General features: G+C 42.9%; 22 protein-coding genes and 1 pseudogene. 12 read left to right on the top strand and 11 right to left on the bottom strand.

Features of this window, described 5'->3' with window-relative positions:
- Window positions 1–41 precede the first annotated feature (41 nt).
- The 8 genes from RH96_RS13600 to tsf all read left to right on the top strand — a co-directional run bounded on the left by RH96_RS13600 (window position 42) and on the right by tsf (window position 8,827).
- Window positions 42–1,301 carry a multidrug effflux MFS transporter gene (locus tag RH96_RS13600; protein ID WP_037033740.1) on the top strand — a complete coding sequence of 420 codons (1,260 nt, stop codon included), beginning with the start codon at window positions 42–44 and terminating at the stop codon, window positions 1,299–1,301.
- 420 nt (window positions 1,302–1,721) lie between these two features.
- Window positions 1,722–2,603 carry a substrate-binding periplasmic protein gene (locus RH96_RS13595; protein WP_010201765.1) on the top strand — a complete coding sequence of 294 codons (882 nt, stop codon included), beginning with the start codon at window positions 1,722–1,724 and terminating at the stop codon, window positions 2,601–2,603.
- Window positions 2,604–2,615: 12 nt separating this feature from the next.
- Window positions 2,616–4,853 (top strand): ATP-binding protein, encoded by a 2,238-nt coding sequence (locus tag RH96_RS13590; protein WP_010201764.1) that lies wholly within the window; start codon window positions 2,616–2,618, stop codon window positions 4,851–4,853.
- Between the two features lie 20 nt (window positions 4,854–4,873).
- Window positions 4,874–5,236 (top strand): response regulator, encoded by a 363-nt coding sequence (locus RH96_RS13585; protein ID WP_010201763.1) that lies wholly within the window; start codon window positions 4,874–4,876, stop codon window positions 5,234–5,236.
- A gap of 30 nt (window positions 5,237–5,266) precedes the next feature.
- The gene (locus tag RH96_RS13580; protein ID WP_010201762.1) at window positions 5,267–5,716 is read left to right on the top strand and encodes a chemotaxis protein CheX; all 450 of its coding nucleotides are present in this window, start codon (window positions 5,267–5,269) and stop codon (window positions 5,714–5,716) included.
- A 41-nt stretch (window positions 5,717–5,757) separates the two neighbouring features.
- Window positions 5,758–6,207: a chemotaxis protein CheX gene (locus RH96_RS13575; RefSeq protein ID WP_010201761.1), complete on the top strand. Its 450-nt coding sequence runs from the start codon at window positions 5,758–5,760 to the stop codon at window positions 6,205–6,207.
- Between the two features lie 450 nt (window positions 6,208–6,657).
- Window positions 6,658–7,461 (top strand): 30S ribosomal protein S2, encoded by an 804-nt coding sequence (rpsB, locus tag RH96_RS13570; RefSeq protein ID WP_010201760.1) that lies wholly within the window; start codon window positions 6,658–6,660, stop codon window positions 7,459–7,461.
- Between the two features lie 481 nt (window positions 7,462–7,942).
- Entirely contained in the window at window positions 7,943–8,827 is an 885-nt protein-coding gene (gene tsf, locus RH96_RS13565; protein ID WP_010201759.1) for a translation elongation factor Ts, read from the top strand.
- Window positions 8,828–8,973: 146 nt separating this feature from the next.
- Here tsf and RH96_RS13560 read toward each other — a convergent pair whose 3' ends face one another.
- The 4 genes from RH96_RS13560 to hflX all read right to left on the bottom strand — a co-directional run bounded on the left by RH96_RS13560 (window position 8,974) and on the right by hflX (window position 13,232).
- The gene (locus RH96_RS13560) at window positions 8,974–9,795 is read right to left on the bottom strand and encodes a lytic transglycosylase domain-containing protein (RefSeq protein ID WP_010201758.1); all 822 of its coding nucleotides are present in this window, start codon (window positions 9,793–9,795) and stop codon (window positions 8,974–8,976) included.
- A 407-nt stretch (window positions 9,796–10,202) separates the two neighbouring features.
- Window positions 10,203–10,892 (bottom strand): LrgB family protein, encoded by a 690-nt coding sequence (locus tag RH96_RS13555; protein WP_010201757.1) that lies wholly within the window; start codon window positions 10,890–10,892, stop codon window positions 10,203–10,205.
- A gap of 22 nt (window positions 10,893–10,914) precedes the next feature.
- Window positions 10,915–11,343: a CidA/LrgA family protein gene (locus RH96_RS13550; protein WP_026037380.1), complete on the bottom strand. Its 429-nt coding sequence runs from the start codon at window positions 11,341–11,343 to the stop codon at window positions 10,915–10,917.
- Between the two features lie 428 nt (window positions 11,344–11,771).
- Entirely contained in the window at window positions 11,772–13,232 is a 1,461-nt protein-coding gene (gene hflX / locus RH96_RS13545; protein WP_010201755.1) for a ribosome rescue GTPase HflX, read from the bottom strand.
- Between the two features lie 323 nt (window positions 13,233–13,555).
- On the opposite strand from hflX, the gene RH96_RS13540 reads away from it, so the two are divergent.
- A complete protein-coding gene (locus tag RH96_RS13540) occupies window positions 13,556–14,356 on the top strand; it encodes a lysophospholipid acyltransferase family protein (RefSeq protein ID WP_010201754.1) in 801 nt (266 codons plus the stop codon).
- A 134-nt stretch (window positions 14,357–14,490) separates the two neighbouring features.
- On the opposite strand, the gene RH96_RS13535 is transcribed toward RH96_RS13540, so the two are convergent.
- Complete coding sequence (locus RH96_RS13535) at window positions 14,491–15,531, bottom strand: aldo/keto reductase (RefSeq protein ID WP_010201753.1); 1,041 nt, start codon at window positions 15,529–15,531, stop codon at window positions 14,491–14,493.
- 48 nt (window positions 15,532–15,579) lie between these two features.
- Window positions 15,580–16,077 (bottom strand): FKBP-type peptidyl-prolyl cis-trans isomerase, encoded by a 498-nt coding sequence (locus RH96_RS13530; protein ID WP_010201752.1) that lies wholly within the window; start codon window positions 16,075–16,077, stop codon window positions 15,580–15,582.
- Window positions 16,078–16,412: 335 nt separating this feature from the next.
- On the opposite strand from RH96_RS13530, the gene RH96_RS13525 reads away from it, so the two are divergent.
- Window positions 16,413–16,730, top strand: coding sequence for a hypothetical protein (locus RH96_RS13525; protein WP_010201751.1), 318 nt, complete (start codon window positions 16,413–16,415; stop codon window positions 16,728–16,730).
- 152 nt (window positions 16,731–16,882) lie between these two features.
- Window positions 16,883–17,548: a DUF1294 domain-containing protein gene (locus RH96_RS13520; protein ID WP_010201750.1), complete on the top strand. Its 666-nt coding sequence runs from the start codon at window positions 16,883–16,885 to the stop codon at window positions 17,546–17,548.
- Window positions 17,549–17,635: 87 nt separating this feature from the next.
- On the opposite strand, the gene lspA is transcribed toward RH96_RS13520, so the two are convergent.
- The 4 genes from lspA to RH96_RS13500 form a co-directional block, all read right to left on the bottom strand.
- Window positions 17,636–18,286, bottom strand: a complete 651-nt coding sequence (lspA, locus tag RH96_RS13515) for a signal peptidase II (RefSeq protein WP_010201749.1) — start codon at window positions 18,284–18,286, stop codon at window positions 17,636–17,638.
- Window positions 18,279–21,140 (bottom strand): isoleucine--tRNA ligase, encoded by a 2,862-nt coding sequence (gene ileS / locus RH96_RS13510; protein ID WP_010201748.1) that lies wholly within the window; start codon window positions 21,138–21,140, stop codon window positions 18,279–18,281. The genes lspA and ileS overlap by 8 nt, the downstream gene beginning before the upstream one ends.
- Window positions 21,141–21,573: 433 nt before the next feature.
- Entirely contained in the window at window positions 21,574–22,125 is a 552-nt protein-coding gene (locus RH96_RS13505; RefSeq protein ID WP_010201747.1) for a protein disulfide oxidoreductase, read from the bottom strand.
- A gap of 153 nt (window positions 22,126–22,278) precedes the next feature.
- The gene (locus RH96_RS13500; protein WP_010201746.1) at window positions 22,279–23,916 is read right to left on the bottom strand and encodes a carbon-nitrogen hydrolase family protein; all 1,638 of its coding nucleotides are present in this window, start codon (window positions 23,914–23,916) and stop codon (window positions 22,279–22,281) included.
- A gap of 591 nt (window positions 23,917–24,507) precedes the next feature.
- Between RH96_RS13500 and RH96_RS13495 the strand changes: the two genes are divergently transcribed.
- Window positions 24,508–25,134, top strand: a complete 627-nt coding sequence (locus tag RH96_RS13495; protein ID WP_010201745.1) for a BLUF domain-containing protein — start codon at window positions 24,508–24,510, stop codon at window positions 25,132–25,134.
- Between the two features lie 86 nt (window positions 25,135–25,220).
- Here the strand turns inward: RH96_RS13495 and RH96_RS13490 are convergent.
- Window positions 25,221–26,396, bottom strand: a pseudogene (locus RH96_RS13490) (FAD-binding oxidoreductase); the annotation flags it as partial.

Raw genomic sequence — 26,396 nt, 5'->3', positions numbered from 1 at the left:
TGAATAATAAAATAATAACCATTATACAAAACGGTCTCACTATGTCTGCTCCAAAGTCTTCTTTGCCCAATAAACCACTTGCTTCTGAACGAGTGCGCTCTGCCGATTTGCCTGTAGCATGGATCATGATGCTCGGACTCATAGTGGCAGTAGGGCCGCTGTCTATTGATATGTATTTGCCAGCATTACCCTCGATGGCAGATGACTTTGGTGTATCCACTGCCTTTATGGCCAATTCTGTGCCAGCGTATTTTTTGGGCTTGGTGTTTGGTCAGCTGTTTTATGGCCCGTTTAGTGATCGTGTCGGTCGCGTCAAACCTCTATATATAGGTATGACGTTGTATGTCATCGCATCAATCATCTGTGCAACCACGAACGATGAATATGTATTGTTTGTGGGACGCACCCTTCAGGCACTGGGTGCTTGCGTGGGGGCTGTGGTTACCCGTGCCGCGATTCGCGATCGCCTAACAGCCAAACAAACTGCCAAAGCCTTTTCTATCATGATATTGGTGATGGGTTTAGCACCGATATTAGCGCCATCACTTGGTGCGGTATTTTTGCGTTTTTTTACATGGCACTCTATTTTTTGGTTTTTAGCGGCTTTTGGCACGCTCAACTTATTACTCACCAAATTTTTCTTTTTTGAAACACTGACTGAAGAAAACCGTAATGTGCGTCCTGCCAAAGAAGTCCTGAGTCAATACTGGGACTTACTGAAAGATCGCACCTTTAATTATCCTGCGATTGGTGGCGGTCTGTTGATGGGTGCGATGTTTGTTTATATCAGCTCGGCTTCTGAATTGATCATGGATACATATGGGGTATCGGCGACGCATTTTGGCTGGCTCTTTGGCATGAATGCGGCAGGCTTTGTTGGTTTGACTCAGCTGAATCAATGGCTGACCAATCGTTTTCGTATCCTGAGTATTCTGCGTTTTGGTGCGATGATGCAGGTTATTTCTGCAGGCCTGCTATTCGTGATTGGTCTGTTTTTGGGTACTGATGCCTGGCTACCACTAGTATTGGTCTGTATTTTCTTTTGTATTGCAGGTCTTGGTTTGACGCAGCCGAATGCCTCTGCGATTGCTTTAGCCTTCCAAAAACGCCGCGCAGGTATGGCGAGTGCATTGCAAGGTTCGCTTATGTTCTCCGTGGGTATTTTTGGCGGTTTATTGTTGAATCTATTTCCGGTCAATCCAGTACTTAAAATCGGTATTGCCATGTTTTCTTTAATGAGTCTCGGTTGCTTTTTGATTTGGCAGATAGATCGTAATTTAAATCTTGATGATGCCGAATAAGTCCCAAATGAGTTATTGAATGATCAATTAAATCATTTCTTACTTACTTGCTAAAGAGCACTCAAACGTCAAGGGCGTTATGAGTGCTTTTTTATGTACTTTATGCTAAAAAAACGTATATACATTTTTACTTGTTTTAATAAACAAATATCCATTATAAAATTAGAATAATGCTTATTTTTCAGCCATAAATCATAAAATACGTAAATAGATAGATTTATGTTTAATATAAATATATGCGTACGTTGCTATATATAACGATTTGTATGTATTCTCTAAACATAAATATTGCAATCATAGAGTTGCTCAATTATTATCCCAAGTAACTTTCTGTAAGCAAATATTATTTAATGATTATTCGACCTTGCTAGATTGTTATTCACTAAAATTTAGAAAAACCTTAAACTTTAAGGATAGGATATGAAGCAAATATATCGGATGTTACCGATTGTGTTAAGTGTTGGCTTATTCGGATGTGGTAATTCTTCTACTCAAGAAAGCGCCAACTCGACTGGCAAGGCGATAGCGGCAGAAAGTAAAGATACGTTTGTCAGTAAACTGCCTGATACTGCGCCAACCTTAAAGGTTGCTACCACAGGGACGATGCCTCCATTCTCGTTCCAAGATGACTACGGCAATATGCAGGGCATTGATATTGACTCAATCCGTGCTATCGGAGAAGAGCAAGGGTTTAAAGTCGAGTTTTATAAAGAGACTTGGCAGAATATGTTTGACAGTGTGGCTTCAGGTGGCCGTGATATTGCGATATCAGGTATCTCATATAAAGATGATCGTGCAGAAAAATACGGCCTATCTACCCCTTACTTTTTTAATCCGTCTTCAATCATGTATGCAAAAAGTGATGCAAAAATTAAAGGCATAGAAGATTTAGCTGGTATGCATGTCGCGGCGATGGAAGGCTCTAAGCAAGAAGATCAGCTCAAAGCTATGGGTAAATATAGCCAGATGACGACTCAAAGTACAGCCTACTTATTGTATGAAGATTTGATGCAAGGCAAAGTAGATGTCATTTTGCATGATTTACCGATCTTGCAGTTCACTGCAAAAAACCATCCAGAATATGATGTCACGATCGTTCCTTACGAGGGCGAAGACAATCCATCAGCACAGCAGGTTATCTTGATGGCAAAAGGTAATAATGAGCTGATTAGCAATGTGGATGAAGGTATTGCAAAGCTCAAACAAAAAGGGACATTTAAAGAGATTGAGGCGCGCTGGTTGGGTGGAACCGAGCCTGCGGATAAGAGCGCTTCTGATACTACTACTAAGCAATTGAATTAAGGAATTCTGCAGATGGCAACCATACCGAATGTTGACAACAAGCGCTATCAAGGTCTAATTATTTCAATTGCACTATTTTTATCTCTAATTGGTGCCTTGCTAGCGTTTACGTTTTATACCTCAAACCTATTAGAAAGAAACACTGCTTTAATTGACCAAACCAACCAAGTTGCTAATAGCGCACAGGCAGTAATTAAAGATCTTTTTGACTTAGACAGTAGTTATGGTGAGGATACTAAGTCCCCGCACATACAACGAGTCCTTAACCGTTTAGAGCAAAATACGACACTGATTACCAGTTCTATTGCTGCGATCGAGCAAGGTGGTACGATCACGGATGCTGAAGGCAAAAGTTATGATTTGCCAAACATCGATAGCGATGCTCAAGCAAACATTGCTGCTGCTAATGAGCAGTGGACAGCACTAGAGCCTAAGATTCAGGCATACCTAAAAGATGCTGATAATGTGATGGTGCCTTCTGCTGATGAATTGACGCAGGCTGTGGAACAGGCAAAGACATCAAGTTTGTTTATTAACGATTCTTTAGATAGTTTGACAAAAGACGTATTCAACAGTGCAGAACGTCAAGCGACGACTATTCGTCTTATTCAGGTACTTGGTGTTGCCGCTATCTTTACCTACTTTTTGATCTTCGTATTCTTCTTTGTACGTCGCTTACGTGAGACGGATGCTGAAGCGTTTGCCGCTCGTCGCGAAACGCAAGAAATTATGGAAACGGTTAATACAGGTCTATTCCTACTTGATAAAGACCTGAACATTGGTCAGCAGCATTCTCACGCATTGACCAATATTATCGGCACTGACACCTTAGCTGGAGAAAACTTTACCAATGTCTTGCGTGGCCGTATTTCTGATAAAGATCTGAATACCACCCGCCAATTTATTGAGCAGCTATATAATCCGCGTGTCAAAGAAAAGCTGGTTGATTCTTTAAACCCGTTAAATAAAGTCATGTTGCACAATGCTCATGGAGCAGAAGGTACCGACAGTCGTTATTTAGACTTTAAGTTTTCGCGAGTTTATGAAGATAAAGACATCGCTCGTATCCTCGTCAACGTCAATGACGTATCAGATGCGGTATATTTAGAACAGCGCCTAGAAAAAGAGCGCTCACAAAATGATATGCAGATTGAGATGTTAACGACCATCTTAAACGTCAATCCAAAAATCATTAACGAATTTATTAGTAATACCAAAGTGCACATCGACAAGATGAATAATATTTTGAAAAATCCAGGTAGCTCACAATTCGAACTGGAAGGTAAATTAAAAGCCATCTATCGTGAAATGCATAGCTTAAAAGGTGAAGCTTCTGCGTTAAAGCTACACAGCTTTACCAAAATTGCCTCCGATGCGGAAGACAAACTTGATGTGTTGCAAAATCAAGGCAAGCTATCAGGTAATAACTTCTTGCCGTTAGCTGTACATTTAGATGACTTGCTTAGCCTATCTAATACTATTGAAACGTTAGGTGAACGTATCAATCAAGCTGTACCAAAAAACACCAGTGTGTCAAAAAGCGCCGATGCGACTAAATCAGCAGCGCCACGAGCCACGCCTGCATCAGATATTCAGAAGCCAAAAGTTACCGTTAGCGAAAATCCGGCGATCCATGATTCAGCCATAAACATGGCTATTGCCGGTGGTAATGATATTGATTTAAGTGATGAGTCGAATGACGATCAGCTGTCTTTTTATCGTGATTTTGCCAAAGACATCGCGGCAAGACAGGGTAAGCAAGTGCAATTGAATAGTCAGACGTTAGCACAGGTGGCGATACCAGCCCATCTCAAAAATGTCGTGAAAGAAATAAGTATTCAGCTATTACGTAATGCCGTGGTGCATGGTATCGAGACACCTGCAGTACGTCAGTCAGCTGATAAGCCAGCCGTGGGTACTATTGATTTAGAAGTACAAGGTGACAGCCGCGACCTCATTATTACTTTGCAGGACGACGGACAAGGTATCGATTACGATAGCATTCGCCAAAAACTTATCACTAAAGGTCGCTTCAGTGCAGAAGCTGCCGCTCAGCTGAATCAGGATGAGCTATTAAAACAATTGTTTGCGTCAGGGTTCTCCACTAAAGACCAAGCTGATGAAGACGGTGGTCGCGGTGTTGGCTTGGATATTATCAAAGCCCAAGTAAAAGAGTATGACGGTAAGCTCAATGTCAATAGTGAGCTTGGTCAAATGACTCGCTTTACCATTACCTTACCTAAAGTTTAATTAAGGATAAGAAAGACGTTATGTATAAATTAATGATTGTTGATGATTCTAATATCATTCGAAACCGTATTCAGCGCGCTTATGATTCAGGTCAGTTCATGCTAGTTGCTACGGCGACCAGCGGTGTGCAAGCCATTGAGAAGTTCAACATCCATCGTCCTGATGTGATTACGATGGATTTGACCATGCCACAAATGGACGGTCTGGAATGTATTGAAAAAATAATTGCGATTGATCCCAATGTACGTATTTTAGTGGTGTCAGCATTGTCTGATAAAGCCACTGGCATCGAAGCATTATCATTGGGTGCCAGTGGTTTCTTATGCAAGCCCTTTTCAGAAGAGGAGCTTGTAGAGTCTTTGTATGAGCTGATGCAAGACTAATACCATTCATCGACTAAAGCAGATGTCATTATGAAAGAACAAAAGCTACAGATTTTTTTAAGTATTATTGGTAACTATTTTAATCAGTTTGGTGGAGAAGAGCTTGTTGCTGACACACCTTACTTGTTAGAAAATAAACAGCCAAAAGTTCATGATTATACGGGTGTTATCGGTATATCAGGCGGACAAAAAGGCGTGGTGTATTTTTCAGCAACCCGTGATTTACTGTCTTCAATATTGGACAGCATGGGAGAAACTGATAAGAGTGATGAAAACTACATCGATTTGGCTGGTGAAGTTGCCAATACGATAGCGGGTAATGCGCGCAAAGAGTTTGGCTCAGAGTTTCATATCTCTGTGCCATTTGTGTTCAAAGGCGCACCGCAAAGTATTGTGTTGCCGAACGATGAGCGTTCTTTTATCATTCCCATCACTTGGCACTCGCAAATTGGCGAGATTGTGGTTTGTTTGCAGGACTAATGAGGCTGCTGCCACGTAATAAAGATGGATGTTAATATATTATGTTTAAAGTAGAAAAATTGGGTGTGTTTTTGAGCTCGATCAATGCATTTTTTGCGCAGATCGATGGCTCAGAAGTATCTATTGATACCCCTTATTTGAACAACAATAAAAGCGCGATTGGTTTTGACTATAGCGGTGTCATTAAGATATCAGGGCCTCTTGAAGGTTGCGTCTATGTCAGTGCGCCAAGCGTGATGTTGCGAGAAGTGATAAAGGTGATGGGTGAGCCTGACTCTTCCATCACTATGATGAAAGATTTGCTCGGTGAAATGGCCAACACCATCTCTGGTAATGCGCGTACCGAATTCGGTTCAGAGTTTATTATTTCTCCGCCACAGATTGTTGAGAGCGCACCTAGTGTGTCTTATTTGCCTAAAGATCGCCAAAGCTATATCACGCCATTTACGTGGCGTGGCTACAAGGCTGTGATTGGTATCTGTATCGCTTAGGGCGTGTTTGATCCTCTGAGCATGGCACTGAACGTAGCTGTTTGTGGATCTAATGATAGTAATCAGCGAAAAAAACGACGTTAAAGCGTCGTTTTTTTTATGGTTTTTATCCAAAGCTATGTCCCATAGCTTGTTCATTTATTTGATATTTAGCTTGTGCGGCTCATGATAATAGCGCTAGCAGTGAGCTGTGCTTTTATGATAAAATACAGCGCAGCTATTTTATAATTTAGTGTTTATCGTTAAGTTCAAATCATAGCTCGTTTTTTAAACCAACCCATCAACCAATGACACACACATCATGGCAAAAAATTGCTGGGTGTTTGGCGACTTGATTAATTTGCAAAAAGTTAGTGCGGTATTCATAAGCATTGACCCTCAGCAGATGCGTGTCGCTAGATAGGCAGTTTTTGTGATGTGGAGGCATAACCCAACCACTAGGAATTTCACATGGCTACAAAGAATCCAACCAAAATCGAAATGCGCGACTTACTACAAGCCGGCGCTCACTTTGGTCACCAAACACGTTTTTGGAACCCAAAAATGGGACCGTACATCTTTGGTGCACGTAACAAGATTCACATCATCAACTTAGAGCACACTGTAAAAGCGTTTAACGAAGCATTGACTTACGTAAACGGCTTAGCTGCTAAGAAAAACAAAGTATTGTTCGTTGGTACTAAACGCGCTGCTAGCGGTATCATCCGTGAACAAGCTGCCCGCGCTGGCATGCCATATGTTGACCATCGCTGGTTAGGTGGTATGTTGACTAACTGGAAAACACTTCGCCAGTCAATCAACCGTCTAAAAGAGCTAGAAAAACAAGCAGAAGACGGTACTTTCGCTAAGCTTACTAAGCGTGAAGCGTTAGAGCGTACTCGTGATATGGAAAAACTTGAGCGTTCACTAGGCGGTATCAAAGACATGGGCGGCCTACCTGACGCAATCTTCGTTGTAGACGTAGATCATGAAGCGATTGCTATCAAAGAAGCCAAAAATCTAGGTATCCCAGTTATCGGTATCGTTGATACCAACTCAAACCCAGATAACGTTGATTACATCATCCCAGCAAACGATGATGCTATCCGTGCAGTGACTTTGTATGTAACTTCTATGGCTGATGCGATCATTGCTGGTAAAGAATACGCACAGACTCAAGCAGGCGGCAAAGCTGAGCAAGAAGCACCTGTTGCAGCTACTGAAGCAGCACCAGCTGAAGCGGCTACTGAAGAAGCAGCAACTCCAGCAGAATAAATAGCTGACCTAAAAGGTTTACCTTTGTAAGGATGTATTGATAGTTATGCTATCAGCATCCATATAAAGGTATTAACAGCGTATAAGCTCACAATAGGCATGATGTAGTTTTACTCGTCATGCCTTATTGTTGATGGATTGTTTGTTAATAGGCGAGTATTATCGCTTATAGTTGCCCTCATGATACACAAGATCTGTTATCACAACGACTTCTGCTATCACAAGCAACGATGAGCACTTTCATCACAAGAGCAATCATCACTACAAGAACAATATAGTATCTATGAAATATAGTATCTATAAAATATAGTACCTATAAAATATAGTACCTATAAAATATAGTACCTATAAAATATAGTACCTATAAAATATAGTACCTATAAAATATAGTACCTATAGATAGATAGTAACTATAAATAGTATGAAAGCATTGAATAGAAGTTAAGCACTCCCATACATAACAATATAAAAGGTAACTCTTATGTCAGAAGTAAAAGTATCTGCCAAAATGGTAAAAGAATTGCGTGACCGTACTGGTCTTGGCATGATGGAATGTAAAAAAGCGTTGGAAGAGTCAAACGGCGATGTCGAAACTGCCATTGATAACCTACGTAAATCTGGTCAAGCCAAAGCCGCTAAAAAAGCGGGTAACATCGCAGCTGACGGCGCTATCATCATCGCTCAAGGCGACAACAAAGCATTCTTGCTAGAAGTTAACTGCCAGACTGATTTCGTTGCAAAAGATGACAGCTTCAATGCATTTGCAGAAAAAGTGGCTAGCATTGCTCTAGAGAACAACGTGACTGACGTTGCTGCTATCTCTGAATTGCCTTATGGCGATGGCCAAACAGTTGAAGAAGCACGTGTATCACTAGTACAAAAAATCGGTGAAAACATCCAGATTCGCCGTGTTGAAGTACTTGAAGGCGCTAACATTGCTGCATACCGTCATGGTCTACGTATTGGTGTAGTGGTATCTTATGAAGGCGGCAGTGCAGACACTGGCAAAAACCTTGCCATGCATATCGCTGCGTTCAACCCAGTTGCAGTAGATGACGAAGACGTCGCTGCTGACGTACTAGCGCGCGAAAAAGACATCATCGAAGCCAAAGCAAAAGAATCTGGCAAGCCTGACAACATCGTTGAAAAAATGATCGAAGGTGGCCTACGTAAGTACCTAGACGAAGTAACGTTATTGCGTCAGCCATACGTCATGGACAACGAGAAAAAAGTTGGTGACGTATTGAAAGCTGAAGGCGTAAAAGTACTTGGCTTTAAACGTCTAGAAGTTGGTGAAGGCATCGAGAAGAAGCAAGAAGATTTCGCTGCTGAAGTTGCTGCAACTCAAGCACTAGCTAATAAGTAAGTTTCAAAATGCAGTAAGTACTGAGTTTTTTTTGCTCAGTACTTATAGATTGTTTGACATAAGAAGCAATCAAGCACAAAAAAGCCCGTTATTTATTAACGGGCTTTTTTGTGTCTGCTGATTTAGTTATATCATTAACAGTTATATTAACGTAATGCCGCATACGCTGAATTGGCATAACTGGCGCTATTGGTATTGCTGCTAGTGCCATAGCTGACGTTTTGTAGGCCATTACTAGCAGTGGTATTGCTGTTGCTGGCGCTCATGCTACTACCAGACAGACCTGAGTCATTTTTATATAAGCTGTGATAGCGGCTCATCACGCTTTTGACATAGTTGCGGGTTTCTTTAAACGGTGGGATGCCACCATATTTATCGACGTTGCCTTCACCAGCATTATAACCGGCCACCGCATGCTCGACGTTGTTGTTAAAGCGACGCATCAACCAAGCGATATATTTAGCAGACCCTTCGATATTGTCAGCAGGATTCCAAGGGTTGCTCACTTTGAAGCGGCGGGCAGTGGCTGGCATTAGCTGCATCAGGCCTTGAGCACCTACAGGCGAGCGCGCGTTGGGATTGAATGCGGATTCCGTATGCATCATGGCTTTCATAAGGGCAGGATCTACGCCATTACGCTCGGCAGAGGCGCGAATATAGCTGTCATAAGCGTTGCGGCTACCGCTACTACTTGCTGTGCTGCTACCATAATCACTACCGCTGCTATTACTGCCATCATACATCTTAGAGTCTTTGTAGTAAGTCACCTTTACTTTCTTGGTGAATTTATCAAAGTTGCCGCTAGGATTGACATTGGTGAGCAGTACTTGTCCACCTTTGTCTTTATAGATATACATATTGCCTGCGTGAGCAGTCATCGAAAGCGTGGAGAGGGCAAGTGTACTAGCAATGGTGCTGAGTAAAAGCGGAGACAAACAGCGGGTAATCAAAGGGGAGATACTTATCATAGAGATATCACTTTTTATCGAATAATAGCAAATTGTTTTGCCTATAGGCGCGTCATGTTGCGCGTTAAAGCGGTTACCGTGTTTGCTGGATTTTACAGCTACATTGAAGATAGCTACCTAGCAATGGTCACGCTTAACAAGAAACCACTTACGATAGATACAAAAAATAATAGTTGCTTACTATAACATATAATAACTTTTTAGCGCATAGGATTAGCAGAACAAAGCACAAAAGCCGCCTTTAATTTGTAAAAAAATCAACAGACTAAGGCTTTTAAGCGCATCGATTGCATGTCTACTTCAGTGTTTTTAAGCTGATACAAACGCCACAACATGCTCACTGCGATGGTGAATTATTAATAAAGACGAAAAGTTATTCAAGATAATGATGAATTTTTTGAACGCTATTAAATGGAAAAGGCACTGATAAAAATAGGCACCCACACGGCAGTGACCAAACCATTGACCGCCAGACCAAAGGCAGCATAACGACCAGCAGTGTGACTGATTTGCCAAGCTTCTACTGTGCCGAAAGCATGGGCTGCCAAGCCAAGTGCCAAACCTTTGGCACGATCATCATCGATACCGCGAAACAAAAATCGCGCTAAAGTGCCACCGATTATACCTGAGACAATAATAATCAAGTTGGCCATGGCCAGTGGCGCTTTAATCAAATCGGCGATGCTCAAGCCAATGGGTGTGGTCACTGAACGGGTGGCAAAGGCGAGTATCGTGTCGTGGCTTAAGGAAAATAGATAAGCCAATGACATAGGTAGTAATGCACCAATGACGCTGGCCATGGCTACGATCAAAGTCAGCTTTTTAACTGGTAAACCCTTGAAGTTCATTGCCGCGAGTGGCACGGCTAAAAGGACAGTGACATAGCCTAATAGATGGTCAAATACAGGTTTGGCAACGCTATAATAATTATTGTAATCCCATTGCAGTATAAACAAGAACAAAAGAACAAGGATCAACGCGGTAATCACCATTGGCAACCACGATAGCTTACGAGCCAAGACGCGGGCAATGACATGTGCTGTCAAGGTTAATAATATCGCTGCGAGGGTCGCCATCAATACGCTGTCAAAAGTCATTACATTTCCTTGGTTATACAGCTCAAGGCTGCTGTTTTTGCTTATGAGTAGTATTGGTATTTGCGCTATCGCTTAGCCAATGGTTGGCAAGAATGGCCAGTCCCCATAGTGGTATGAGCGTACTGATTAACATGGTCAGCATCACACCCCACAGCTCGTCACCTAATGCGAATAATAGCAAGCCTGCACCAGCTGACACGGGCAAAAAAGCAAAGCCACTATCGACCAATAAGACATTACTGGCTTGGGTAAGCCAACTGGGCAGGCCTTTAAGTAAACGCCATGCCATCAAGATAAAGAACATCGCGATTAAACCGACGATATTGGCGGCTTTTTCGATACCCGCCCACTGACAGATGATAACGGCAGATTCACGGACCAAAATGATCATGACCAATGTTAGGATGACGGCCATCCATAGGGGCATACGCGAGGAATGAGTGGAATTCATAAGCAGTGCTGGCCAAGTCAGAGATAGAGAGTGTGTTCATAAAATCGAGTAGGCAGTATCGCCAAGAGCATAGCAAAAAGGGATGTCTTTGCTCGGTTATGGTTTCAATGTAATCGATAACGTCTAAATGGGTTAAATATATAAAAGTTGATTATATAGAGAGCAAACCAACTAATAAAGCCTCTAAAACGCTAGAACTGGTTATTGATCTTCTAAGTTTTTAGTCGAAAAATCTAGTCACACATGATGGTGAAAAAATGGAGGTCAAAAAAATAGACGATATCGTTGATACCGTCCATTTATCATTTAACACTCTATGTTAAGAAACCACTGATGAAAAGGCCTATTAATTGAGAAGCCAAGCGTTTTGGGAAGACGCTATTTGAATTTGTAAATCCAAATCAAATCTATACACCCAAATTTTACGCTTATTTTTCTTCTGATGTTTCTGAGTGCAATGTCTCAGAGCTCAACGTCTCAGAGTTAAGGGCATCAAAATCATCAAAAGCTTGTTCTTCTGCTTTCGTCATAAGTTGGTCTTCGTCTTCATCTTCATCAGGCTGCTCGAACTCTTCAAGGACTGGCATCAGTAGCGTGGCTTGTGCTAACGGCAATACATCTAGAGGATTCAAGTCGGCTTGACCAAGGAGCTGTCTGAGTCTGTCACTTGGCAAACGAATGGTCAAGCATTCATGACCTGTATCATCGTAGCTTTCTTCTAAAATGACGCCCAGCTCATACAAGGTACTTTTGAATTGACCTGCATTATAAGGAAGAGTCAAATCAAAGGTTGTTAAAGCACCGGTCAGCAGCTGTTGCACAGCAAGTGACAACCCTTCCATGCCTAGGTTCTCTCTAGAGGAAACATAGACACGGTTGGGTTGACCTTCGCTAGCATAACCAATATAAGCGGGCTCATCCGTCAAATCAATCTTGTTGTAGACATTGAGTACCGGCACATCATTGTCAATCTCTGCCAGTACATCTTTGACTGCTTGAATTTGCTCGTGCATGTCTTCACTAGAAGAGTCGATGACGTGTAGCAATAAATCTGCCTCTAATGTCTCTTCTAACGTTGCATGAAAAGACTCGACTAGCTCATGCGGTAGGTGACGGACGAAACCGACCGTGTCGACCAAGACCACGCGCCCAACACCCTGCCAGTCTAAACGGCGCAAAGTCGGATCGAGCGTGGCAAATAGTTTATCCGCTGCATAGATGTTTTCATCGACTAAACGGTTAAACAATGTGGATTTACCCGCATTGGTATAACCGACAAGTGAAATAGTCGGCACGTCTGATTTTTGCCGACGTGCTCGACCTTGAGCGCGTGTTTGGCGCACTTTTTCCAGTTTGCTTTTTAGCTGATTCACACGAGTCTGTAATAAGCGACGATCGGTCTCAAGTTGGGTTTCACCGGGTCCGCGCAGACCGATACCACCTTTTTGACGTTCCAAATGCGTCCAACCACGTACCAAACGTGTCGATAAATGGTTCAGCTGCGCCAGTTCTACTTGTAGCTTACCTTCATAGGTACGCGCACGCTGTGCGAAAATATCCAAAATCAGACCGGTACGATCCAGTACGCGACACTGCACTAAGGCTTCGATATTACGCTCTTGTGATGGCGATAAGCTGTGATTAAAAAGGACAATATCAGCGTCATGCTCGCGCACCAATTCTGCTATTTCTGCTGCTTTGCCGCTACCGACGAAGTATTTGGCATCAGGTCTTTGGCGTGAGCCTGTGACCAACGCCAAACGATCAGCCCCTGCTGAGTCTGCTAATAGCTCAAATTCACCTAGATCGTCAGGATCTTGAATTTGGCGGATGTCTAAATGTACTATAATGGCGCGTTCGCCACCTTCATGTCTTTCAAAATAATCCAAAGAGTATCACCTATTAATAAAGTAAATAAATCGCTATTATCAATTTAGTAAGCTTTGATTCAGTAAGCTTTGATATAACGTTCAGATGGTTGTCTATATGTGGTCTTATCACTTGATATTAAAGGGTATTGGCATAATTAGCGATGATTTTATGTTACAGCATTTATGGTGGCTGATTTTCTATAAATCTGCTTCATTACCCATTTGTATAAAAGTAAACACTCACTGAGTGAACAAGCTATCACTGAGTGACAGAACTTTGTTATACTTAGCTCGTTTTTTTAACTATCTAAAAACCAAACATTCAATCATGAGGGACGCAGATGAGCCAAGCTAAGTCAGGCTTTTCACTCAAACAACAATGGGGTCGCGGTAAACAAATCGCGGGAATGACCACGACGATCGCTGGTGGTCTTAGGGCTGCTCAGCGTATTGGCGCATTTAAGCAGCCACCACGCGAAAAACTGCCACGCTATATTCAAGCGTTTTGTCGTAAGATGGCAGGCTCCTTTGGGGTAAAGGTCGTTGAAGTTGAGCCAGTGCAACAGCATCATGGTCTATGGGTATCCAATCATGTGTCATGGATGGATATTCCGGTTGTGGGCACGGTGAGTCCTGCCTTTTTCTTATCCAAAGCAGAAATCGGTGAGTGGCCAGTATTTGGTAAATTGGCTCATGCGGCAGGCACGGTATTTATTGAGCGTGGTTCCGGTGATGCAGGCTCGGTGGCAGCGCAGATTGCTAGCTTTTTAGCGAAAGGATTTTCGGTGATATTCTTCCCAGAAGCGACGACTACCGATGGTAAAAAAATCAAACGTATTCATGGGACATTGCTACAAGCAGCGATAGAAGCAGACGTTCCGGTTCGCCCCATCGTTATCGCTTATGTCAATAAAGACGGTACATTAAGCGAAGCACTGCCATATTATGGCAAGCTGACGATGAAGGACAGCATGAAAAAAGTGCTTGATAGCAAAGACGTAACCGCTTATGTATTGCCATTAGCGCCGATAGATCCAGCAGGCTGTAGCAAAAGCGAGCTGACCAATGTATTGCAGTCACGTATGCAAGAGGGGTTGGCTGAACTACATTCAAGAGTACTTAACGTACCAGCTAAAGACTAAATATTTGCAGTTGAAGTAATAGTCAAAAAAAGGGCGCAAATCGCAGTGATAATGCTAGCGATTTGCGCCCTTTTTTGTGGAAGCTTCAATAGAGCGTACTTAATTTAATCCACTACGCTCTGATAGAGGGCAGATTACGGTGATGGATTAGGCTGCTGTGTATGTACGGCTTCTATCGCCTCTAATATGTCTGCTGTCAGCTCGACATTAACACTATCAATGTTGGATTTGAGCTGCTCGGTAGTCGTTGCCCCAATGATATTGCTGGTGACAAAGTGACGAGAGTTGACGAAAGCCAATGACATCTGTGCCATGTCCAAACCTGCATCAGCGGCTATCTTGGCATATTGCTCAGTGGCTGATTTGGCTTGTTCATTTACGTAGCGCCCAAAACGGTCGTACATAGTCAGACGTGCGCCAGTCGGACGTTTGCCATCGAGATATTTACCAGATAACACACCAAAACCAAGCGGTGAATAAGCAAGCAGACCCACGTTTTCACGATGGGCAATCTCTGCCATGTTGACTTCATATAAGCGGTTCAGCAGGCTATAGGGATTTTGCACAGTGATGGGGGCAATCAAGCCGTTTTTATCTGCTTCCCATAGGTAGCGCATCAGACCCCACGCAGTATCATTCGATAGCCCATAAGCACGAATACGGCCTTTTTTGATCTCATCATTTAACGCTTGAATGGTCTCTAAAAAAGGGGTTAAATCGTCTAGTGACTGCGCTGCCATCGCTTCAGTATAACCGCGCTGACCGAAGAAATTCGCTTGGCGTTCAGGCCAGTGCAGTTGATAAATATCAATATAGTCGGTTTGCAAACGCTCAAGATTGCCATCAATAGCGCTGCTGATTTGCTCAGCATTAAAGCGCGTTTGCCCGTCGCGTAAAAAATCCATCGGTGACATTTTGCTGGCAAGAATCACTTTGTCACGCTGTTTGGTTTTGTTAAACCATGTGCCCATAAAGCGTTCGGTATCGCCTTGCTTGTCTTTGTCCGGCGGCGATGGATACATCTCTGCCGTGTCCCAAAAATTCACCCCTTCACTTAGCGCCATGTCCATCTGCTCATGCGCTTGGGTTTCATCATTCTGTTGTCCCCATGTCATCGTACCTAGACAGATTTTGGAAACGTCTTCATTAATTTGTGGCAGTTTTTGATATTGCATTTTTTATCCTTATCGTTCATTTAACCTAGTATTTTTAAATGAATTGTTTTACATGAGCTTTATGCCCGTTACACCGGGCGGTGTCACTTTGAATATTTTTACTTTAAACAATACAGCTTGCCCAGCGAGTGGATGATTGAAGTCCACTTCGACTTGGTCATCATCGATGGCACTGATGGTGCCGGGTAGGGTATTTTTGCCTTTATCTTCAAATTCTACCATCATGCCAATTTCTGGATTATCAGCGACCAGCGCGAACTGAGGGCGGCTAAAATGCTGAATATTGTCAGGATTCCAATCACCAAATGCTTGCTCTGGATCAAGGTGAGCAGAGCGTGTGTCACCCGCACGCAGGTTCATTAACACTTGCTCAAAACCCGGTAGTAAGCTCTCGTCACCAATGGTCAGCGTCACAGGCGCATCGCGGCTAAAGGTAGAGTCAATCATCGTACCGTTTTCTAATGATACTTCAAAATGCAGCTTTACGAGACTGCCAAAAGTGATGCGCGTGTCTTCATTGGGATTGATAAATTGTGAGTCGGTCATAGTCATGTTTCTTTTATTAAATAGAATTTAGAGGGTTAATCATAATAGAGAGTTTAGCATAGCCCATAAACTAGAGACCTTCATGTGATAAATATGTCCTACAAGATCTTTATCAGATATTACTAATATTTAGATAAATCTACTAGATATATCTTTATAAAAAGTTAATAAATACAACGATTTAGTACCACAATAAAAAAATATAGATGATTAGAGCCTTTGAGTGGTGAAATTAAGTTGACATTATCTTTCTTAATGTATATAAATGTAAACTTAATTTAAGCAACGTAACTTATTTATTAATAATTGTAAGTTAGACAACTTCTGAGAAGATTATGAAAAAAGCTATTTTGGTGATCGGTGTATTTGCATTATTAGCACAAGGTTGTGCGACTCCACATGTCGTACAGACTAAGAAAGTAAGTGATGTTAATTTATCATGCCAACAAATTCTTAGCGAAATTGAAGAAGCTGAACAGTTTGAAAAAGAAGCGCGTGCTGAGCGTAAAGTGACTGGTAAAAATGTAGCTGCTGCCGTATTGTTTTGGCCGGCATTGATTGGAACTTACTCTAATACAGAAGAGGCCATTGAAGCAGCTAAAGAACGCCGTGAAAACTTGACTAGACTCTATGAGCAGAAAAAATGCCGTTAATACTTTAACATCGTATTAATGCATTTTTATGAACGTTAAAAAGCTAAGAGTAAAGCTCTTAGCTTTTTTTATGAGTTCGAAAAAGTTATATAATAGTTATAAATAATCATCAAGGTCAAAAATATATAGCTATGAGAACTAAGCAGATAAGCGTGAGACAACAAGGCCACATTAAAAAGTGGCAAGATGATAAAGGCTTTGGCTTTATCAACACTGAGCAGGGTGACTCAGTATTTTTTCATATCAATGAGTTTAAAGCACGCCGTCGCCCCGAAGTGGGTGAGCAAGTCGTATTTACGCTTGGGCAAGATAGCCAAGGGCGAATGCAGGCAAAAGATGTGCAAGAGCTGAGCTTTGTGCAACAGAAAATGGCACAAAAGAATCAGAAAATCCGTCAGCGTAATGCCAAACGTAGTCATCAAGCGGAGTTTGAAGCAGGACAGAAAAAACGCTTGTTCCTTGGTGTGGGATTTTATGGGGTATTAATCTTATTAGCGGCCATGAATAAGCTAAGCTGGCTAGTGGTCGGTTGGTATGTAGCTTTGGGTTTGATTACTTATATGATGTATGCCAAAGACAAAGCCGCTGCGCAAAGTGGTGATTGGCGCACGCCTGAGTCAACGCTGCATCTGCTAAGTGCATTGGGTGGTTGGGTAGGAGCAATGGTCGCACAGACTTACTTGCGGCATAAATCACAAAAACCTGAGTTTCGTATGGCGTATTATTTGACCGTGGTGATTAACATGGCAGGGTTATTGTTTTTATTGGCAGGTGGCGGTTTAGAAAATTTGAAAGAATTGCTTGATTCTCTGATCTAAAAAAGATGGCTAACAAACAACAAAAAAGGTGGGTGACTTATTCGTAACCCACCTTTTAAATCTAAAAACTATGTACGATGATAAGCGCTAAACCTCACGCTTCTTTTCTAAAAATAGCATATCGATGACAATCATCGCGACACCAATACTGATGCCCATATCCGCGATGTTAAAAATCGGATAATGCCAAACGTCAGCATTGTGTACATGGATAAAATCAATCACATGACCATGTAGTAAGCGGTCGATTAAGTTACCAACTGCACCGCCAAGCACTAAAGCCAGTCCAAGCGATAATAGCGTGGCTTTACGAGGTGCTTTAATCAGATAAATGATCAAAAACAGCGACATGAGTAATGCCAACCCTGAAAAAAACCACTTTTGCCAACCGCCTGCATCCGCCAAAAAGCTAAAAGCAGCGCCATAATTGTATGCTAAAGTCCAGTTAAGAAACGGTTCGATAACGGGCACTGGCTCATGAAAAGTCAGGTTGGTTTCAGCCAGCCACTTCGTCCACTGATCGATGATAAGTACAACCAGTGACACCAAATACCACATAAAAGCACGACTGCCATTAGCAATCATCTTTGGTGCTTTAGTCAAGCGACTTCTCGGTGTCGTTGAACTGCCCGTTGTTGCATGGGCAGGGGTTGGCGAGTGGTCGAACTTAGACTGCGGCTGCTTGTCTTCAGGTGACTCTGATTGATTGGGCGTTGAGTTAGGTGTCGGATTAGGCATAGTGGCGCACCTCGCCGTTACCCGTCACATTAGTGACGCAGCGGGCACATAGTTCAGGGTGTGCGCTATCGGTACCGATGTCGTTACGGATATGCCAGCAACGCACGCATTTGGTGCCCGTTGCGGCGCTCACATTGACCACTAAGTCGGCCGTTTCTTTAGTGCTGCTTTCGGCTTGCTCTGTGGCGTCATTCTTAGCAGCAGCAGGAGCATCGCTCATTGGTTTTAATGTTGCGCTACTGGTAATAAGTACAAAACGCAGCTCTTCGCCAAGCTTGGCTAAGCTTTCATGCATCGCACCATCAGCATACAAATCAACGTCAGCAGATAAGTTAGCATTGATGATTTTTTCACCGCGTGCGGTTTCGATATGCTTATTCACCATATCTTTGGCTAGCATGATACGTTGCCAATCATCAGTACTGATCGCACTTAGCTCAAACTCTGGGAAGGTATACCATTCTTCGGTAAACACATAGCCTGCTTCCTTGCCGTTTTTACCTTCTAACACTTCCCACGCTTCTTGGGCGGTAAACGACAAAATCGGCGTAATCCAGCGAATTAACGCTTGGGCGATATGATAAATAGCCGTCTGCGCAGAGCGACGCGGCTGTCCATCAGTCTGGGTGGTGTACTGACGGTCTTTAATAATATCTAAGTAGAAGCTGCCCAAGTCTTGCGAGCAAAACGCGGCAATAAGTTGCGTGACTTGGTGGAAGTCCATCGCATCATAGGCGTCGATGATTTGTGCTTGCACGGTTTGCGTACGCTCAATGATAAACTTATCAAGGCTGACCAGCTCATTAATATCAATGCTATTGGTTGCTGGATCGAAGTCATCGGTATTGGCCAGCAAGAAACGCAAGGTATTCCGGATACGGCGATACATGTCGATTGCACCTTTAAAGACCGTTTTGCCTGCGCTCATCTCATAACGATAATCGCTCGACGCAATCCACAAACGCAGCATATCCGCGCCTGTTTTGTTAATCTCTTCTTGTGGCGTGATGATATTGCCCAGTGATTTACTCATCTTGCGACCGTTTTCATCGACCACAAAACCATGGGTCAGTACTTGCTTAAACGGTGGACGCTCGTACATGGCCTCAGAGGTTAATAACGACGTCTGGAACCAACCACGATGTTGATCCGAGCCTTCTAAGTACAGATCAGCAGGATTGGTCAATTCATCGCGTTGCTCAAGGACGGCAAAATGCGTCGTACCTGAGTCAAACCAAACATCTAATGTATCAGTCGCTTTGTCATAGTCAGCCGCTTCCGCACCTAAGAAGTCTTCACAGCTGGCATCAAACCACGCTTCCACACCGCCTGCATCAATTTTTTGCGCGGCAGTTTCCATGAGTTCAAGCGTGTTTGGATGTAGTTCACCCGTTTCTTTATGAGTAAAAAAGGCAATCGGTACGCCCCATGTACGCTGGCGTGAAATACACCAATCTGGGCGACCCGTCATCATCGATTCAATGCGGTTCTGCCCCCATGCTGGCGTCCAATTGACGGCTGGAATATCAGCAAGCGCGCGCTCACGTAAACCTTTGGTTTCCATATTAATAAACCACTGCGGCGTGGCGCGGAAGATAATCGGCGACTTATGACGCCAGCAATGCGGATAGCTGTGCTCAATCTTGGTATGGCTAACGAGATGGCCGTTGTCATGTAGGGCAGCGATGATTTTTGGATTGGCTTTATAGATATGCTCGCCCGCAAATACTGCTGCACTTTCTAAATAGACACCCGTACCACTCACTGGGTTTTCAACTGGTAAGTCATATTTAAGACCAACGATATAATCGTCGAGACCGTGACCCGGTGCGGTATGGACGAGGCCCGTACCGCTATCCGTGGTTACGTGATCACCCAAGATAAGTGGCACTTGACGGTCTACAATCAGTGGATGCTGGGCGCGTAGACCTTCAAGCTCACGTCCGGATACAGTTGCCAATACACCTTCATTGCTAAGTTTAAACTCAGTCAGTGCGCTTTCAACCAAATCAGTCGCTAATAAGAAGTTGCCTTTTTCAGTCGCCACCACACTATAGTCATGCTCAGGATGTACGGCGATGGCTTGGTTAGCTGGTAACGTCCAAGGCGTCGTCGTCCAGATGACCGCTGCGATATTGCCATCAATCTCGCTCAATGCGGCAACCTTTTGCGTATCAAGCACGTCAAAACTGACATAGATCGCATCTGAGACTTTGTCTTGGTATTCCACTTCGGCCTCAGCCAGCGCAGAGCTACAGTCCAAGCACCAGTTAACGGGTTTCATACCGCGAGTGACATGACCATTGTCATGGATTTTGGCCAGTGCGCGCACGATGTTGGCTTCTTGATGGAAGTTCATCGTTAAATAAGGATTGTCCCAATCACCAAACACACCCAGACGTTTAAAGTCTGCCTTTTGTAGCTCAATCTGCGTGCTTGCATATTCGCGGCACAGACCACGGAATTCAGTCGCAGAGACTTTTTGACCGACTTTGCCAACCTTGGCTTCGACCTTTTGCTCGATAGGCAGACCATGACAATCCCAACCGGGCACATAAGGTGCATCAAAGCCTGATAAGGTTTTTGACTTTACGATAATGTCTTTGAGTACTTTATTGACCGCATGACCCAAGTGAATTTGACCGTTGGCGTATGGAGGGCCATCGTGCAAAATATATTTGGTCGCACCTGTACGCGCCTTGCGAATTTTGCCGTACACGTCATCCGCTTCCCACGCAGCCAGCCAATCTGGCTCACGTTTGGCAAGGTTTGCGCGCATCGCAAAGGGCGTATCAGCAAGATTTAGCGTGTCTTTATAGTCTTGGCTTGGCGTATCAGTACTTTTATCAGTCATAGAAGGTGTCTTTTTAAAAAGTAGGTTAAAAGATAGGTTAAAAAGTGACTAAAAAATTGATGTAAAGTCAGGTGTGAAATTTAAGATTAACGTTAAATATAATATGGGGTCAAATATTTGATAATCGATACTCGTTTGTTGTCTTAGACAACGTTGCTTACAATAGGTTGCTTGTGAATAGTTACGTCCATAATAAATACTAACGGGACGATTGCAACAAAAAATGCATTTATCAGAATAATTAGTCTAGCACCGATGATAACGGCAGCTATTATATGACAAAACGGGAAGGGTAAAAAGAGCTGGTCAGTATCGTCCTGTTTTTAGCCAAAACCAATCATTTATGTCAGCATAAATACTTTGCTCATTAAATCATAGGTCTGGCAAGTTCGATTGTTCAACAGACCCTAGATTATACCTAATTGGCGTAGGTCTAAAAAACGGAGGATAACCACAAGCGCAATTTAAGCGACCAGAGTGGTTGAATACCTGTCAATCCTTGCGTCATCTTGCCATCTTTTAAGATGACATAAGAAGGCGTGACTTGCCCTTGCCAATCAGCAAAGATATGACCCTCTTGGTCGTTTACTGTCGTAAAGCGATAACTGTTTTCATTAAGATAGCGGTGTAGTTCTTGATCAGTGCCTGATTTAATGGCAACCGTAACGACTGGATAATCATTTGCAGCGGCAAGTTTGTTTATGGTTGGCGAGGTGAAACTACAGACTGAACACCACGTACCCCAAAAATATACCAGTGTCGGCTTCTCCTGACTCAGTGCTGCTAAATCAACCGTTTGTCCTTGGTAGTCTATCAATTGCAATTGTGGGTTGGCTGGCATGACGGGTTGTCGCCACCAATTGATGGCAGTATAAATAACGGCAAATATCAAACCATATATGAGCAAGGTTTTAACTATAGAAAGCACCTTTTGCTTTGGTGTCTTCTTAAGAATATCTTTTTTATTTGCGAGATCAATCGTCATAATGGCTGCATTTTTGCTCTAAATGTGTTTGATAGATAAAAATAAACGGCTGAAATGTCAGCCGTATTACTCATCAATTTTATGTAAATGTCAGCCGTATTACTCATCAATTTTATGTAACTGTTTTTAGTGGTTACTTTTTAAGATAACCGATTAAGGCTTTTGTGCACGATTTTGTAACGGATTACCAATGAGCACACTGCCTGAGTTTTCACGGCGCTCTTCGTCGGTTAATTTGCTCGCTGGAATTTTTGCTTTTCGTTTCCATTTTAAGCTAAACAAATCATCACGACGGTCAATCAGGTTATGTACCGAGCCTTCGTTACGGACGTGAGTCAGCTTATCTAAGTTCACATCTGAGAAAAAGATCATCTCAGTGTTTGCTGTGGTTTCGGCCATAATCGCATCATGCGGAAAAGCAAAGTCTGACGGTGAAAAAATCGACGACTGCGCGTATTGAATATCTAGGCTCTCAACTTGCGGCAAATTACCTACTGAGCCACAAATCATGACATAGCATTCGTTTTCAATGGCTCGCGCTTGGGCACAGTGGCGCACGCGTAGATAGCCGTTTTTGGTATCTGTCCAGAAAGGCACAAACAAAATATCCATATCGTCAAGCGCCAGTAAGCGGGCAAGCTCAGGGAACTCAACGTCATAACAGACTAAGATACCAATACGACCGGCATCCGTGTCAAATACTTTGACCTCGTCACCACCTTCGATCACCCAAGCGCTACGCTCATGCGGCGTAATATGGATTTTGCGCTGCTCTTCGACCGTACCATCGCGGCGACACAAATAACTGACATTGTACAACGTATCGTTTTCGTCTATTAACGGCATGGAGCCGACAATAACGTTGACGTTATAACTGACTGCCAGATGCGAGACTTCGTTTTTGAACCACTCGGTATAACCGGCCAAAAAGCGAATGGCGATGTTTTGATCGGTGGATTCACACAGACCCATTAATGGCGCGTTAAAGAACTCTGGTAAGCAAGCAAAATCTGAGTTGTAATCGGCCATGACATCGACAAAGAATTCTACTTGTTGCAAGAGCTCCTCAGGCGATTCAACTTCACGCATTTGCCACTGGATACCACCGATACGCACTTCTGACTTACGGGTATTCGGCTTATAATCTTGCGGCTCATAATAAATATTGGCCCACTCAAGTAGAGTAGCAAAGCCTTTAGATTGAGCGTCATCTGGCAGATAAGCGGTCAAAATACGCTTAACGATAAAACCGTTGGATAGCTGAAAGGAAAGGGCAGAGTCATGGATTTCACGCGATTCGACCGCATCGATATACTCACCAGGGGTCAAATCTTTGTGATTATAGTAATTAGGAATGCGGCCTCCAGCCAAGATAGCTCGGAAGTTCAGCTGGCGGCACAGCTCTTTACGCGCATCATAAAGACGACGACCCAAACGGTAGCCACGATACTCAGGGTCAATCAGCGCATCCAAGCCATAAATAGCATCACCTTCTGGATTGTCTCTAATGATTTCTTTGTGCCCAATCAAATCGTCATAAGTATGTGGGTTAGAGAACTTGGCATAGTCCACGCGCATAGAGAGAACGATACCGATCAGCTGATCATGATCAAACATTGCAATCTGCCCTTCAGGAAAGGCATCAATCAAGGTATGAATAGTGGTCCTTGACCATGCACCGCCCAAATTTACATAAACACGGTCCATCAATGCTTTCAACTGCGGATAATCTTTTTTCTTGATCTCAGCAATCGTGAGGTGAAAGTCGTCTATTTTTTCGATTTTACTCATAAGGTTCCTGTCTGCGGTGTGAATGAACATCGTAAAATTAATGCGTTGTGCGGTGTAGTATCTGATGTATTGTCTATAGCTATATATAGACCTAAAGATTTTTGTGTAACAAAAGCGATAAAAATATTCCAATATGCTTATATAATCGTTACAATAATTTATCTTTTTATTTACAATGAGTTATACGGATTACATATCATCTAAAGAATTTTAATGATGGCTTTAACAGGTTTGCAAGTGTCTACATTTAAGAAGACTAACCTTGTTAGTAGCTGAATCAATCCTACTTGCATGAATAGCATCTGTTCTAGTCTAGTAATTAGTATCTATTCTAACAGTACCTAATCTAACAGCATCGAAGTTCTGTAGCGTCTCCTATTACTTTTGGCTTCGCTTATTCATCATGACTTGGCTTATTACTTTATATTTCGATAGTTATCATACCAATGTAACGGGTCAATGACAGTCCCGCGTAGTAAATATTTGCTACGTTTTTGTGAATCGATGTCCCTGTCTTTGCTCGGTCTGAGCATGTTTTTTGTTTTACTTACTTCATTTTGCGGTCTATAGGCGGCTTTTTAGGATTATTTTATGGCACCCTTGACACATACGGTCGACCCTTTAGAAACAGTAGAGGATTCAGCATTGGTTCAATTGGTATATGTCAGTAGTATCACCCTCAGTACGCGCTTAAAAGCCTCAATATTTGATGAAGTAGAAGGTCATGCTCGGGATCATAATGAGCAGCATGGCATTACGGGTACTTTATGTTATGGCAATGGTCATTTCTTACAATGTATTGAGGGTAAAAAATCAAACGTGCTTGCTTTGCATAAGCGTATTTTTGCCGATAGTCGTCACAAAAATGTGCAAATCTTGCTATTACGAGTGATCGATCAGCGCAGCTTTGCTGATTGGCGTATGCGCCTGCTATTTTTGGAGCGTTGGTTGTGGTCGCCAGCGACCAAGAAGCAAGCCATGCAGTTGTCGCCTTTTTTACCGTTTGTCCCGCATGGCTGGACCTCGAAGCGTACGGAGCAATTTTTGCAGATTATCAAAACGTTTGATAGCCCGCCCCATATAAAAGCCGCTGGCATTACTTATAATGCACTGGGCAATATGTTTCGTCATATTGCGGCACCGCATCAGGCCTTTTTAATCGTTCAAGGCTTTTTGAGTATGTTGCTGGTAGTAGCGCTGATACTGTTGTATTTATAAATTATAAGTTTTATAGCTGAGCTAAAAAAGACGCTAACTTTTGAGTTTAGCGTCTTTTTATTTGAGGTAAGCGATTAAAATACCAATCACATATCAAAAATCTTACCACGGTTCATAATGTTATTGGGATCAAAGACTTTTTTGACCTCTCGTAAGTAATCAATCTCAGTCTCGCTGCGGCTGTAGTGTAAATAAGGCTTTTTGGTCATACCCACGCCATGTTCGGCAGAGACTGAGCCGCCATACTTCTGTACCGTCTCAAACACGTGTTTGTTGACGATCTGACACTCTGCAAAGAAATCATCTTTGCTCATGTTTTCAGGTTTTAGAATATTCAGATGCAAATTGCCATCGCCGATATGACCGAACCAGCACACTTCAAAGTCAGGATAGTTACTGCTGACAATGTGATCAATCTTGGTGATAAATTCAGGCACATAACTAATTAATACAGAGACATCATTCTTATAAGGGGTAAATATTGAGATAGTCTCAGAGATATACTCACGCAATTTCCACAGCTTCTTCAGCCTGCGCGAGGCTTTGACTCATCACCCCATCGACGACCCAACCTTGCTCCATGCAGTGCTCAAATATCGCCATGGCTTTATCCATGATCGGCTCGTATGGTGCTTCAAACTCTAACAATGTATAAAACTTGGTACGCGACTCAAACGGCTCTTGTACTTGACCATGTGCCATTAGCTTCTCAATCGCCACATCGTCAAAGAACTCAAATGCGGTTAAGTCAATCTGCGCTTGAAAGGCAGATAGCACATTCATCACATCATTAAAGCTGTCCATACCGAGCACCATGACGTTTAAGTCTTGCGGCTGACGCTCAAGCTTGATTTGTGCATGGGTGACAAACCCTAGCGTGCCTTCGCTACCGATGAACAGTTGACGCAAATCATAACCCGTGGCGTTCTTTACCATACCGCGATTCAGCTGCAAGATATCACCTTTACCAGTGACCACAGTCAGCCCCATAATCCATTGACGGGTCATGCCATAACGAATGACTTTAATACCGCCAGCATTGGTGCCGATGTTGCCACCGATTTGACTTGACCCTGCTGAGGCAAAATCGACAGGGTAATATAAGTCTTTAGACTCTGCGAACTGTTGCAACTGCTGAGTGACCACACCTGCTTCAATCTCGACCATGCGATCGGCAGGGTAGAATTGTCCGATACGGTTCATTTTATCCATACTGACGACAATCTCGCCATTGGCGGCGACAGCACCAGCAGAGAGTCCTG

It is taken from the genome of Psychrobacter sp. PAMC 21119 (assembly GCF_000247495.1).
Lineage (GTDB): Bacteria > Pseudomonadota > Gammaproteobacteria > Pseudomonadales > Moraxellaceae > Psychrobacter > Psychrobacter glaciei.
This window is presented reverse-complemented; position numbering and strand designations above follow the sequence as displayed.